The following is a 15,321-nucleotide window of genomic DNA, read 5'->3' on the forward strand; positions in this document are numbered from 1 at the left end:
TATTTTGCTGATTGATAAAGTCCCAGAACGAGTGCGGGGGATGTTCACGCCTGCCTCATTGAAAGACAGACATACTTACAAGGTACTCATCCTAGACGATCACATTCAAGAAGTGTGTGTGGAGGGGCAGCAGTTCAACTATCATTATGTACAGCCTCTAAAAAATCATTTGTTACTCGTCGGAGCACGGTGCCATTATTACGGACCTGGTCAATACGATCTAAATGGTAAAATCCTTGATTATGAAGGTCATACCGTCAATGAGATGTTGCTTGGAGACGGCATCCAGAGTGTTCAGGTAACAGAAGAAGGTACGATCTGGACCAGTTATTTTGACGAAGGTATATTTGGCAATTATGGTTGGGTTGAGCCTGTTGGGTCCTCCGGTCTTGTCGCCTGGAATGAAAAGGGAGATAAAATATATGAGAACCAAGCAGCAGCCATTGATGATTGCTATGCATTAAACGTAGTCAGCGAACAGGAAATCTGGTTTTATTACTATTCAGACTTTTCATTAGGACGTATTTCCGGTAGTGACCACACGAATATTACGTTAATGAATCCGAGGATTTCTGGCTGCTCTGGGGTGGCTACAGATGGATATCACTTTTTATTCGATGGCGGGTATGGAAAGAGTGGACAATATGTCCTGAAAAAGAATGTGAAGCCAGGTAGTTTGAGCAAAGGGCAAAACATCCGTTTTTTAAATGACGATCAAGAGTTTCTTCAGCCGCACGAACAGGATTTCAGAAAAAACCGCCTGCTGCTCCGTGAAGGTTCTCTGTTGTACCAGGTGGCGATAGAAGAATTATTATAAAAACCCACGTCAGACGTGGGTTTTTTTGTTGATTGGAAGTAATTTGAGCCTATATTCTTGTTTTAAATTCATGGATATTGCCAAAGAGGGGGTATCGATAAGCAGCATGATAATTTCGTAACCTTACAGTTTTTTTTCCGTATAAAGATAAAAACATGATCCAAGTTCGTTCCCTCAGGGAGAAATGCAACCATGTTTAACAAAATGAGAAGTTGAGGTAATGCATTATATGAATGAAAAATTACAAGCCAATACAGGATATCAGCTGGCTGAGCGGAAGGCGATTCAGTATTTTGCATTACTGTATGATCAGGTCTTAGACAAATCTTATGTGACCACCCTGACAGAAGACATTCAAAAGTGGAAAAAAAATCATATTCATCATTCCTCATGGTTATCCTTTTTTTCACGGAGAAAGAGAAAACCTGATACTCGGGACTATAATAGATACATTCAATGGCTGAATTATACAGGCAAATTGGATGATTATCTGGACCGAAGTGTCTCCTATATTTATATGAGGGACCTAGGCAAAGCTCTGAATTCTCCTGACACACATACCCGGATTCAGCGTGTCATTGCAGACGTAAAAAAACACTTGATCCAATCCACCAGTGCAAACGGGGGAGACCAACCGGAATTTATGAATTTGGCCGGGGTGTATCGGTGGGCCCAGAGGGAAGGTATAGAAACCGCGATAATTTGGGTGATCAACAAACTTAGGTCTGTATCCTCCCATATTCCCATGGAGATGGATGCCGAGCAAGCCCAGCGTAAACTGATTAAGATCATTATCGGGGTTATTCTGCATGTGATGGAAGAAATGGACGATACAGTGTTGCCTGTGGAACGTGCTCGCAGACTTGATGAAGCCATCAGGCTTGGGTACTCCTATGGTCTAACCTATCCTTTCATTGATGATCTTCTCGATTCCCAGGTTTTGACGGTTGAAGAAAAAGAACAATATTCCCGTATGATACGTACCGCGCTTCTTAGTGGATCTGTGCCTGAGTTGGGCGATTGGACCGGAAATCATATGGAGTTGATTCAATACATACATTCGGAGCTCTCGGATGCATTTGAGTATATTAAGGAACATCAGCGGCCAGACACACAGCAAACATTTTTCGAGCAGTCCTATGTTTTTTTTCATGCTCAAGATATTGACCGTGTTAAGGACCTAACGCGAGTTACTTATACCAATGAAGAGCTTTATATACCCGTTATTTTGAAGTCTTCCTCATCCCGATTGATTGTCCGTTCCGTGATTAGTGCTCCTGCGGATGAGGGGTTTGAGCAACGAACATTCTTTTATGGTATCTATAACCAGCTTGCTGATGATTTTGCGGATATGGTTGACGATATGAGAGACGGTGCGGTAACACCCTATACCTACTATTTAAAATATCATCATCAGAGATCGGATCTTATCAATCCCTTTGAATTATACTGGGCGGTTATTTCCTATTTGATCCATAACGTATATGACTCCGATGCCATGGCTCGTGAGGTGATACTGGATCGTGCAATGAATGGACTCAAACGTTATAAAGAACGTGTAGGTATTGAAAAGTATGACGAAACGATGGAGATCTTTGCATCCGGAAATCCGGAATTTAATAATCTTATTCAGAAGATGGTACAAAAAGCGGATGATGTAGATTTCTTAGATAAGCTGCTTCGGGACCAGATGATTACCCATCTGAAAAACGATGCGAGGGAAAAAGAAGACTTTTTCAATACGGTCAAAATGGTCCGTGAGCAGATTAACAACCAATTGAAAATTACCAAGCCTCAAGGGATTCCGGCCATGAAAGAACAGCTTATTGAGGCTGCAAATTACAGTCTCGAAGGGGACGGGAAGCGGATACGGCCTATATTGACTTGGGTCATGGGCGTGAACGAATATGGATTAGATGCATCGGCAATCGTGCCTCTTCTGAGGTCACTGGAATATATGCATACCGCATCCCTGATCTTTGATGATCTTCCTTCCCAGGATAATGCGTCTACCCGTAGAGGGCGTCAAACCTTGCATCAGGTGCACAATAGCGCCACTGCGGAACTAACCGGTCTGTATCTGATCCAGAAGGCGATTGGGGAACAATCGTCACTTGACCAGTTCAATGCTGAAACGGTGCTTGCCTTGATACAATACTCGGCCCAGAAAGCAGAAGATATGTGTATGGGGCAGGCGATGGATCTGGATTCCAAAGGAAAGGCACTGACCTTGGAGCAGCTGAATATGGTGTGCTTTTACAAAACAGGAGTGGCGTTTGAGGCTTGTCTGGTTATGCCAGCCATGCTTGCACAGATCAAGGAGTCGGAAATTGCTGCTTTGAAGAAATTTGCCTATCATATGGGGATTGCTTTTCAGATTAAAGATGATTTGCTGGATGTGGAAGGAGATATGCTCTTACTCGGAAAACCTGTTGGCCAAGATTCTGATAATAACAATTCGAATTTCGTGTCCATTCTTGGTCTTGAAGGTGCCAGTAAAGAGATGTGGGAACACTATTGCCTCGCGATGGAAGCATTGGAAGAAATCCCACGTAATATTGCTTTTCTGAAGCACTTAATACATTATGTCGTGAACAGGGACCGTTAAAAAAACGAGTGTACCCCATTGCTCCACAAGAGTAATGGGGTATTTTTACGTTGAATGTGAATATCTGGTGACTTCAGCACCCCATTTTTCCCATTATGGTGCATTCTCCCTTATAATAATACAAAACAGACGAGGAGATGAACTCTAAATGAAAAAAGGAATCTTGGTCGCTTCAGGGTTGGTTGTTGCCGCATTGGGGACATACCTAATTGCAGGAAATATTCAGAAAGAAGGGGTGGAAAACCACGAGACGACAGACATCAAGCAATTGGTGCATGATATCAGTGCAGGCAAGGCAACAGCCCAGTCCGCTTCCATTAATTCCAGTCAGTTGATTGTCACAGGGGACGATACTCAGACCATGAATTATGATTTGCCTGACAACGAGTTTTTTGTTTCGATTGCGCCATATGTGGAACAGACCCACCCTTGTGCAACTCATAGTCTAACGGGCTGCCAAGGCGAAATAAAAAACGGAGCGTTCAATGTGACCGTTCACGACTCCGAAGGGAATGTCATCATGGAGAATGCCGCTATGAAATCACAATCCAATGGTTTTATTGATCTATGGCTACCGAGGGATAAAACATACCGCATTAGCGTGAATCATGAAGGTAAAACGGCTGAAACTGAATTCTCTACATATGAAAAAAACGATACGTGTATCACAACGATGCAGTTGGGTTAACGACGGAGGATGAGGGGTGAGCTTGCGGATCGCTGAAACGCTCTAAATCCGCAAAACTCTGCGTTCTCATATATAGCTTTTAGTAAAGAGCCTACGTCTGACGGAGGCTCTTTGTGCTGCCCTAATCTTTTGCTGGAGTTACCGAACAGGTTGGAAAGGAATCTATGAGGAATCAGGTAGCAAAACTTTAAATTGTGTATACTAAAAACCTATTAAAATAGCTGCAAACTTCCGACATATTATCTAAGAGCTTTTCGCTCAATATTCCTCGGGGAGATGGCAGCATGTCACAAAATATTAAGAAGCGCGTAATCAGATCATCCAGCATCGCCAACACATTGGCCATGGTCTTGTTAGTCATTATCGTTGTCGTCTTTGCAACCTTGGGGACGTTCATGTTTGCAAGCACGCAAAGCATACTTGTCAAGCAGCAAGAGGCCATGCTCCAGACCAAGACGCAGGCCGTTGTCACTCAATTCGATGCGTTGTTTAAGGAAAAGGGATCACTTGTCAAACAAATGTCAACGAACAATCTTTTTAAGCAATATTTAGAAAGCACCCCATCGGCAGAAATGGTGAAAACTTCTCCTTATGCTGCGGAAACAGTAGCGACTCTGGCAGCCATTGTAAAGGCAGAGCCATCTTTTGCCGACGCCTGGATTGCAGGAATATCTGGTAAAGGCTTCTTTCTTCAGAATGATGGTGTTGCTTCTAAACCGGATTTTGATATTCATACACGCCCATACTTCAAACCAGCTGTTGAAGCAGACGGTTTATACTACTCAGAACCCTATAAGGACGTCAATTCGGGTAATGTGCTCATGGGCATTTTCTATCCGTTCAAAGATAGCAGTAATCAATTAATCGGATTTGCTGCAGTTGATATTGCTTTCAAAGACATCCCTGCCGTTATGCAAAGCTATTCGCTTGGAAGCACAGGTTATTCGATTCTTGCATCCAAAACAGGTGATATTTTGTATCACCCCGATCAAAATAAAGTGCTGAAAGAAAAGATTAACGAAAGCACAGGTGATCTTGGGGAGATTGGAAAGAAAATGATTGCCGGCGAGTCCGGAGTGCAGCTAATTAATGATAATGGCGAACGTCGTTACATTGGGTATGCAACCAGTAAAGATACGGGGTGGTCTGTAGGCTTAACCATTTCTGAAGATGAGGTGCTCTCAGAATTAAAAGCGTTTACCTGGATTACCATTGGCGGTTTTGCGGCAGCCACCATCCTGCTCGTTGTGATTTGTTATATAACGCTCCGTTATCTGTTGAGATCAATCCCGAAATTGCTTGCAAAAATCAAGCTGATTGAAAATGGAGATTTGACCGTTCAGTTTGATACGCAATCCAACAATGAAATCGGGCAAATTTCTCAAGGAATTTACAATATGGTTCAAAAAATTCAAGGCATGCTCCAAATGGTGGGTGGCTCAGCTCAAGTGTTGAATCAGTCTTCTCATGATTTGCAATCCATTTCTTCCAGAACCGCAATCACGATGAACGATACTGCGACAGCAATTAATGAGATTGCCAATGCAACGAACTACCAATCCATCGAAACGGATAACATTTTACAAAAAACCGGAGCATTATCCGGCCAAATTGACGAAATTGCCAATGATGCCAAAGCCATCGAAACAATGGTGCAAATCTCTGCTGAACAAAGCGGACAGGGGCTTGCTGTAGTAGATCAGTTATCCAGATGGGCGGAAGAAAATCACAATTCCACACAAGCGATGTCGTCTATTATTCAGGATATTGATCTGAGCCGTCATGAGATTTCCAGCATCGTCGATACGGTCAACCAAATTGCAACGCAGACCAACCTGCTGGCGCTCAATGCTTCCATTGAAGCTGCACGTGCAGGAGAACAGGGCAAAGGGTTTGCTGTGGTTGCCGGAGAGGTTCGCAAGCTGGCTGAGCAGACGGCGCTGGCGACACAGGAAATCTACAAGAAGGTACGTGTGATTGAAGAAAAAACCAGCGTATCAGTTGAGCATACGGTTCACGGTCTGAAAATTGCAGAAGAAAATGCCAGATCGGTGGAGGACACGAAGCAAGTATTCTTTAGCATTAACAAGGATTTGGAAGATTTGAAATTGCGAATGATTCAGATCAGCACGAACACCTCCAAAGTCCACAAGCACAAAGATGAGATTTTGCAGGCGTTGGAGATTATCTCTTCTACCACAGAAGAGAATTCCGCTTCAACCGAAGAGGTCAGCGCCAGCACGCAGGAACAATTGGAGAGCTTTGAACAGGTTGCTGAACTATCCAAACAATTAAACCAATTGTCCAATAAGCTTCAAGACGAATTAAAACAGTTCAAGGTCGAGTAGCAAGTCTACTAGGCATGATTTTGACTTATATACAGCAAAGCCCGCGATCAGCGCGGGCTTTTTAGCTTTAACAGCTGTTGTGGGATAGAGAGCATGGTAGCTGGTGCGGGATACAGATAGACTATACGTATAAACTGAAATATTAGCGGGGTGAAGATATGGATTGCTTTGAAAAAAATGTTGTGTCCGTCTGGTACGGTCACTTTGCCTCTGAAGATGAGTTGTTTGAATATGTTGAGATCAAATACCCGGAAGATGAGAATGAGGATGTTTTTAGCGGTTTTTTAAATGATCATGAAATAGATGATTTTGACGAAGATTTTGCTGAAGGAGTCTTTCAGGTTGACGGGACCGATGATGGTATAAAAGATGTTTCCTATGTTGATTCTTTTTTATCTCCACTATTACATGATTTGAGTAAAATAGATGGTAAATATAATTCGTTGTTCTTTATATATGATTGTAATACAAGCGGTTTGCTTGAAAAAAGCGGCGAGAAACTATGCTTTTTAGCCGCGTATCCTTATACAAGAGATTAACGTTACATTATTCCACTGTTTTCGGAGTCTTATTTCAAGTAATTATATAATGAAAATTGAACTTAAAGGATCAATAATTTGATCCGAAAGAATCAGGGACTTAAGGTAAATTTCCATCTTAAGGCCCTTTTTTTGTGCAAAATTAGATTTCCAAATTTTTGAACGGCTGATATACTAAGGAGACAAGTGAGATGAAGATAAACCTACTCTATCGGGATGAAGCAGGAAGGTTCGGCAAGCGCTGCTCTCAGAAGCGGCTTTTGTGATGGTCGAGCAGTACAAAGAGGTGGAGCAGCCGGAAGACTGGCTATTTCCAGAGCAGAGAAAAGGCCGCCACCTGACGGAACGTTAAGCTTAGATTGATCTTCGCTATTTTCAGGAACTGCTGGGGCATCAGAGTGTGCGAACGACGGAGCGGTATACACATGTGAGCAGGCGGGACATTGGGCGGATTCAAAGTCCGTTGGATCGGATGAGCGGGCAGGAGGATTGAAACGCAGAAAGTGCGGGAATCAGGAACAAAGTGCAGGATTCACGAAGTTCGTGAATAGGACGAAGAGAGCATTTTTTCGGAAGTTCGCAAATAAGACGTTAGCTGAAATTGATAGGTTGCAAAGAGAGGTGAAAACATTGTGAAAGAACTGGATTTAAGACCAAGGCTATTAAGATGGCATTTCGATGATGAGGTTGAAACTGATAATCCAGAAGAATGGAATTGGATAGAGATCACGATGCATTTCACGGATGGTTCCAAAAGATGGAGCATTTTATATACACCAGAACGATTGCTAAATAACTGGTCTAGGCCAAACATAGATCCACCATGTATTCATATGCAACAGTTTATTGTAGTTAGAAGCTACGAAGTTAGTGATATTGACAGAGTGTTAAGAGTTTTCGATGAGGAAGATGAATTGATAGAAGCCTCAATGAAATATCCAGAGTGATTCGAAGAAGTCAGCAACATCATCTAACATTATATCCACGCATCAGGCATACGCCCTCGGTCCGGCAGAAGGATTTCGGGGAGGCAGGAGCAGCCGGACACACCCAACATTCGCTGGGCGTCATGAATACGGGGACGTTATACATAATTCAAAATACATTTTAAATAAGGAGTATTACATGAGAAGAAAAAGGAACGCAGTTGTTCAAGCACTATCGGATTTTAGTACTGCTGGTGTCACGGGAGGAATACTAAATCTTATTACTCCTTTACCTTCAGGCCTCCAAGCCTTGGTTACTTTAGGTATACCTATGCTTGCATGTATGTACAATGTTGGAGATCGCACAATCACTAATAGACTTGCAAGTAAAGATAAAGAAAAGGTAGAAAGAATTTTATATGATCTTCAAATAGAAATGGAAAAAAGAGGACTAGAAGATTTGAGGAGATTCGTTCAATTTGATTTTTCTACAGAAGAATATGCAATTGTAGAGGAGTTAGTTAAACAATCAATTAATGCTAAAAACGAATGGATAAGAAAATTAGCTGCTTCTATATTAGTAACTGTTGGCTCTCAGGAAGTAAAGAACTTAAAAGGAATGGAAAGATGTCTTAGATTTATGACTGAATTAGACGACCTTGATACTCAATTGCTAATGTTGCACATATATATAAATCATGTTCACTTGGTAGATAGAAATAAAATTATTGCAGAAGCTCAAGAGATTAAACAAAAAATAATTGAAGATGATACAGTATATGCTCAATCTATAAAAGTTAGTGCAGAAAAGTTAGCATTTTTAGGACTAGTAATGCGTTCCACTTCTATGTATCCATATGAAGATGAAGAAAACTCTAAAAAAAGAATAATTGATGATTTTTTAAGTAAAAATACTGGGGAAATTACTGCTCACTGTATTTCCTTTCTAAGTTTTCTTCAAGGAACCTTAAATGAATGAATTAACAATATAATTCATAATCAATGAACAGCGTATAACATAATACTCACGCTGCGGACATTCGTCCTTGGCCCGGCATACGCCGGACACCCAGCATACGCTGGGTCGTGAATACAGGAACGTTAGATGAAACTGGCGAAAAGATACCACAATTCGCAATTCAACAAATCAATAATTTCGTTTAAATTAATGATTGAAAGGAGCATAGAATTTGACAAACGATATACCTTTCTATAAATATAATGGGCTTTATGAAGTTGCGATGCTCAAACATATTATTACAACAAGTCGTGATATCTTATTTGGTCAAATCGACCATTACAAAATTGAAATAAATAATGAAGCGGATCTTCAGCTCCACTTTTCGTATATATTAAAAAGCGTAGGAGAACTATTCAAATTTGGTATAAATCACAATCTGAAAATAATCTCGAAACCCCATTCAGATCTGCAAATACTCTATCAAAAAGTGGTTCTAATAGATCAAAAATTGATATAACATTGGAATGGTATGGAAGCACTACCCAAGTTACAACGTGCGCAATTGAATTGAAGTTTTTCCTTAGGGATAAACTTCGTGAGCCCCATAACCGTTTTGATGTCTTTTGCGATCTGAAGAATTTAAAAGAGTATGCTCAGTTGTCCAGAGATTTTAAAATCGGATATTTTTTGATAGGTACAGACAATACTCATTATGTTAATCAAAAATCATATTCAAATGGTACTAAGGATTTTGATTTTCGACATAATACAAAGTATGAAGCTAATACTGTCTTAACTTACAGCGCTAGAAATGGTCATAATAAGACGATATATCTAAACAATGATTATTATTTTTCATGGCAAAGAGTAAGTCGCTTTTATTTCTTAGATCATTTTATTTATAGGAAATAGAGTTTATGTAAACAAGAATTTAGCAGGTATTTCAAGATGTCGCCAGCATCATCTAACAGTTTATTTACGCGGTGATCCTTGCGGATCTTGGTCTGCCAGAAGTAATTTCAGAGTAGCAAAGTCAGGCAGACAACCCTACGAGGCGAAGTGGCATAGCCACCCGATAGCTGGCGCTGCCACTTTGCCTCATAGGGTTCGTAAATAAGGGAACGTTAGGCGAAATTACTATTTGAAAATGGTTTAATATGAAATTAATCATTCAAGAATTACAAGCAGAATCGTATAATCAAAAAAATCAACATCTAAGTTACTTAGAAAAATATATTTAGTGGACAAAAAGCTTAATATAATCGAATTTCGAAAGAGGCCTTATGAAGAACTGAATAGATTTGAAACTATAACAATATCTCAATACATAGAGATATATTATTAATAAATATGGGAGTAAACAACATGGATGAAAAAAAGTTTATAGAAGATCTATACATTGAAAAGACGAAAAATGATACTAATTCTAAAACGTTAGCCAATGCATTGGATATGATTACTAAGACTGTATTTGAAGACTCGAATAGATTTATTTTTGAACTAATTCAAAATGCAGATGATGCTCCTGTACAATCAGGAGTAGCCAATATTAAGGTCGAAATAAGATTGCTAGAAAAATACTTAATTTTCAGTCATACAGGTAAGCATTTTACAAAGGAAGACGTTAAAGGAATATCTGACTTAGGTAGTGGAGATAGTGGAAAAACGAAAGATATTGAAAAAACAGGATATAAAGGAATAGGTTTTAAATCTATTTTCAATACTTGCGATTTAGTATATATTCTTTCGAAAAATTTCACCTTCAAATTTGATAAAAATCATGAGAAGTGGAGAAATGCCCAAAATTATCCCTGGCAGATAATTCCTATTTGGTTTGAAGAAATTGATTTAGATAAAGAAGTTCGAAACGAGATTAACAGATTGAATGTGATCACAATAGTTCCTATCAACAACCGGGAACAAATCAAAAGAGAAATAATAGAGGTTTTTAGTGACTCTAGGATTATGTTATTTTTGCGGCATATTTCTGTATTGACATTTATTGATGGTAGTGCACAGGAATTGCGATTAACACGTGAACAAGGCGATGATGGCCTTAAATCTATATCTGTCAATGGATTGAGAAAAAGTCGCTGGTTATACAAAGAATTTATTGTTCCAGTGGATATAGATTTAAAAGAGAAAATAAAAAACCTCGATAAAGCAACCTATCCAGATAAATTAAAAGAAGCAACAAATATTAAGATTTCATTTGCTGCTTCCGTTGCTGAGAATGGTGATATAGAGGAAATATCTGAAGCTCAACTTTATTGTTACTTACCGACAAAGGTCCAGCATAACTTTAACTTTTTAATAAATGGAGACTTCATAACAAATGCAGAAAGAACGAGAATTCTTGAAAATGACTGGAATGGATTTATATTTAAGCAGATAGCTATTTGCAAAATCAAGTGGTTAGCTGAATTAGTTCGAGATTTTAAGTATAAATATCAATTTACGAGACTAATAAGAGGTAAGTTTTCTTCATTCGGTTCTTTAACAAGTAAAAGTTATAATGAAGGTCTCGATAGTGCAATTGCTGAAATACCTTTTATTCCGGTTCAGGATTATGAGAATGTTTACTCAAAAATAAGCGGTTGTATTATAGACAATACTGGATTTAGTGAGGAGTTTGGAACTGGATTAATTTTAAGTCAATATAGTGAAAAATTTAATGTAGCTAATTGTAAAATTAAGAATCAGAGGATATTAGCAGACTTAGGTGCTGAAATAATTGACAAGAAAGAGCTGTGTGGATTATTTGCAACAGAAACATTTAAAAAAATGCTTAACTCAGATGTACAATATAATATAAGATTGATTAAATTTTTGCATCAAAAAGATAGCAAGTCTGGATGGTCAACATATTTGAAAACAGTTCCATTTTTGCTAGATGAGGTCCAACAATTGAGTCCGCCAGAAAATTTATATTACCCATTACCTGAAGGGGAAATGGGAATCTCTGATGTTGTCTCTATGAGATGTCTGAATGTTCAGGTTTTCGAAAATATAAAAAAAGATGATAAGCTTGTTATGTGGCTTACATTATTAGGGATCAGTGAACCCTCTGAGATAGATATTTTAAGAAAATCGATCTTTCAAATGATTGACTCTGATTTAATTAATATATCAAATGCTTTGTTTATAGGAAGATTTGTTGTTAAAGTCTTTGATAAAGGAATTCTTAATGACAATGATTATAAAAAGTTGTCCAATCTGAAGTTACTAACAACTAAGGTAAGTTTACAACTTCCCAATAAATGCTACTTTTCTGATTATTATAAACCAGAGTTGAGCCTTGAGAATTTCTTTACTGAGGGGGATTATGTATCTCCTCAGTATATCCAAGAGGAATCAGAGCTGTATAGTTTTAAGAAATTGTTTTTAAAAATAGGTGTGCAACAGAAGATAAAAATCTCTATTGAAGAAAGCATCGAAAGGCAAAATCTGGTGAGGAAGTATCCCTCAGTTCAATCATATCTCAACTTTATAGATAATGGAGACTTTTATCCGCAGCAGACAAAAACTTATATTTACAGAGGACAACATGGATTGAAAAATTTCGTGTATGTCCAGTATATGGAGTACACAAATAATCTAAGGTTTTCTATTAAGTTATGGAAAATAATTTTTGGCAACCACTGGAATGAGCTTTATTCCAAATCCTTGAGTTCAAAATATTACACATATTTCGGAGATGCCAGCTTAGATAAAAGTTCATATATTCAGTATTACGTAAAAAACAATCCCTCTATACCGAGTGATGATGGACAATGTTATAAATCAATAGACTTATATTCCAGAAGTTTAATAAAAATCGTCGGTGACTTTTATCCCGTTGTGCATAGAGATATCTCTTTAAATAAAGAACAAGAGGAATTTCTCGCGATTAAAACTAGGGTTACCACCCAGGATTGTTTATGTCTGCTTGAGAAGTTAGAAGGTAACCCAGTAAGCAGTCTTACACTAAAGAAAGTCGATTCGATATATCAACAAATAATTAATAATAAACCGGTAAACGAGAATAATCTTAAGATTAAATATTTAAAGTTGTTGGCAACAGATGATTCATTTCAATTTGCTTCTGAACTTCATTTTTTTGATGTTAAGGGGATAATGCCTCCCAGTAATTCTAAGTTCTTTATAAAAATATCGGGAACAAAAAAAGATAACCAAATATTATTTGATTATTTCGATATACCTGTAATAAAAAACGAGGACCTTCAACTTGATACCACGGGTGAAGAAAGTGATGAAAAACTTAAGAAAAAACTACTTCAAAAGTCAAAGTACTTAGCTATGCTTATTGCTAATATTAACGCAGAAGATCCTTTAGAAATTTTATATAACCTAACAAGGACAATCAAAGATGCAAATTTTAAAAGGGCTGAATCGTTATCTTTACTACTGATCAATAGAGCAGGGACAGAAATATACAATCAAACTATTGATTCCTGGTATCATGCTGAATCAAATTCGGTTTATTATGCAGGTTCTTTAACTAATCCTTTGACACTTTATAATCTAAGTAACTCTCTGAGTTCTCTGTTTGAAATGAGAGGAAATGATAGAGAGATCCATCTTATATTACAGCTCAACGACATTGACACAGAAAAGTGGTTTACATCTATAGGATATTCAGTTATTAATATTGATCCTATTGAATTGGAAGTATCCAGTGATCAAAGAGATTCAGAATTTGAAAAATATGAAAATGAATATCCTGATTCTGGAATGGAAGAGGATAGTCTTTTAGAATATATAAACCAATCTGATGTTGATGATAATCTACCATCTTCAGTAAATAAAAATCAAAACACGAGAAAGCAAAATTACTACTATGGAAATAATCACAATGATGAACTTCAAAGTGACCTAATAAAGGAGAATAATGAATTAAGAGAAGCGGAGAATAACTATTATTCGTCTAGAAGCACTCTATCTACTTATAATTTTAGTTCAACAAATCATAGGAAACGTTTAATTTCTTATGTAACAAGTGAGGGAAATGAGACATCTTCACAAGTAAATAAGAATGAATGGGAGTTACAATACCAAATCTCAGCAATAAATGCTGCGATTAATTATGAGACAACAGAAGGACGTAAACCAGTACAAGCTTCTGATATAGGTGGAATTTACCACATCATTTCTCCTAATGGTGATATAGAGGGAACCAATCGATATATTATTGTTTTTGGATTTATAGGTGAATGGAACAATTATGGAGTGTTGCTTTCAAATGAGCAAATGAAGTTTGCGAAAGAAAACGGAGATCAGCTGTGGCTATATGTCGTTGAATTTGTTGAAGATAAAGAACATATACAAATTAATCCGATTCAGAATCCTTACAGTAAAATTACATCTTACGTATTTGACTATGGGTGGAGGGCTATTGCAGAGAAAACCAAACTTGTAGATAAGTTTGTTGCTGGTGTAAGAATTAATCATCACATTTTTGGTACGGGAACGATAAAGGAAGAGGTAAATAAAGGGAGAATAAAGTTTTTAATTGTAAATTTCGAAAATGGCGAAAAAAGAATTCCTTTTAATATTACTCAAATGGATATTTTGGAGGATTAGATAAAGTGGCTAATATGATACCAGACTTGACTGATGAACAACTTTCTTATTTCAATTCTCATGGTGAGGTTCAGGTGTACAGAGCACTGAAGGAGGGACTTCCTAATAGTTATTCAGTCTTCTCCCAAGTAGCATGGATTCTGAAACGTGAAAGTGATGAGGCGCGTGACGGGGAAACTGATTTTATAATTATTCACCCTCATTATGGGTACTTGTGTATTGAAGTAAAAGGTGGGGGGATTTCTTTTAATGCTGGTGCTGATCAGTGGTACTCAAGAGACCGCTATGGACGGGAGCATTTAATTAAAAATCCAATTCAACAAGCGAAGAATGCAAAATACTCCATTAGGGCAAAACTGTTGGAAACTGAACTAAAGGACTTATTTAAGGAGAGTAGGATTCCATGTGGGCATGCAGTATTTTTTCCGGATATAACTGATGCAAGTTCTATAAGTCGCTTAGATTTACCTGGAAATCTTATTGGAACAAACAATGATTTGCTTTCAATTAAAATCTGGGTTGATGATTGTTTTGATTATTGGCTTGACAAAGATTCATCTAGCTCCAATTTTTTTGGACAAAAAGGGATAGATATTTTTGGGAAGATATTTTCTAAATCCTTTACTGTTCAGCCGCTAATTTCTTTGAATTTAAGAAACGAGGAAGAAATTAGAATAACTCTTACAAAGGAACAAACTAGAGTGCTGGACACACTTAGAAAAAGACGTCGTGTAGTAGTTAGTGGTGGTGCTGGGACTGGAAAGACTATTCTAGCAGTTGAAAAAGCAAAGCGGTTAGCTAAAGAAGGTTTCTCTACTTTATTAACTTGTTATAACCGGCCGCTCGCTGAT

General features: G+C 38.0%; 9 protein-coding genes. All 9 read left to right on the forward strand.

Features of this window, described 5'->3' with window-relative positions:
* Nucleotides 1-817, forward strand: an 817-nt coding sequence (locus tag GRP75_RS11180) for a hypothetical protein (protein ID WP_160789348.1), incomplete at its 5' end; no start/stop codon positions are given.
* A gap of 220 nt (nucleotides 818-1,037) precedes the next feature.
* Nucleotides 1,038-3,425 carry a polyprenyl synthetase family protein gene (locus GRP75_RS11185; protein WP_160789349.1) on the forward strand — a complete coding sequence of 796 codons (2,388 nt, stop codon included), beginning with the start codon at nucleotides 1,038-1,040 and terminating at the stop codon, nucleotides 3,423-3,425.
* A 148-nt stretch (nucleotides 3,426-3,573) separates the two neighbouring features.
* Nucleotides 3,574-4,113 (forward strand): CueP family metal-binding protein, encoded by a 540-nt coding sequence (locus tag GRP75_RS11190; RefSeq protein ID WP_160789350.1) that lies wholly within the window; start codon nucleotides 3,574-3,576, stop codon nucleotides 4,111-4,113.
* Between the two features lie 284 nt (nucleotides 4,114-4,397).
* Complete coding sequence (locus GRP75_RS11195; RefSeq protein WP_160789351.1) at nucleotides 4,398-6,461, forward strand: methyl-accepting chemotaxis protein; 2,064 nt, start codon at nucleotides 4,398-4,400, stop codon at nucleotides 6,459-6,461.
* 158 nt (nucleotides 6,462-6,619) lie between these two features.
* A complete protein-coding gene (locus tag GRP75_RS11200) occupies nucleotides 6,620-7,000 on the forward strand; it encodes an immunity 22 family protein (RefSeq protein ID WP_028542320.1) in 381 nt (126 codons plus the stop codon).
* Between the two features lie 632 nt (nucleotides 7,001-7,632).
* Nucleotides 7,633-7,947, forward strand: a complete 315-nt coding sequence (locus tag GRP75_RS11210; protein ID WP_160789352.1) for a hypothetical protein — start codon at nucleotides 7,633-7,635, stop codon at nucleotides 7,945-7,947.
* A gap of 178 nt (nucleotides 7,948-8,125) precedes the next feature.
* Nucleotides 8,126-8,905, forward strand: a complete 780-nt coding sequence (locus GRP75_RS11215) for a hypothetical protein (RefSeq protein ID WP_160789353.1) — start codon at nucleotides 8,126-8,128, stop codon at nucleotides 8,903-8,905.
* Between the two features lie 1,347 nt (nucleotides 8,906-10,252).
* Entirely contained in the window at nucleotides 10,253-14,470 is a 4,218-nt protein-coding gene (locus GRP75_RS11220; protein WP_076264726.1) for a sacsin N-terminal ATP-binding-like domain-containing protein, read from the forward strand.
* 14 nt (nucleotides 14,471-14,484) lie between these two features.
* Nucleotides 14,485-15,321 (forward strand): NERD domain-containing protein (locus GRP75_RS11225; protein ID WP_237448987.1); only part of this gene is annotated, 837 nt, incomplete at its 3' end.

The sequence above is a fragment of the Paenibacillus sp. OT2-17 genome (assembly GCF_009827695.1).
Taxonomy (GTDB): domain Bacteria; phylum Bacillota; class Bacilli; order Paenibacillales; family Paenibacillaceae; genus Paenibacillus; species Paenibacillus polymyxa_B.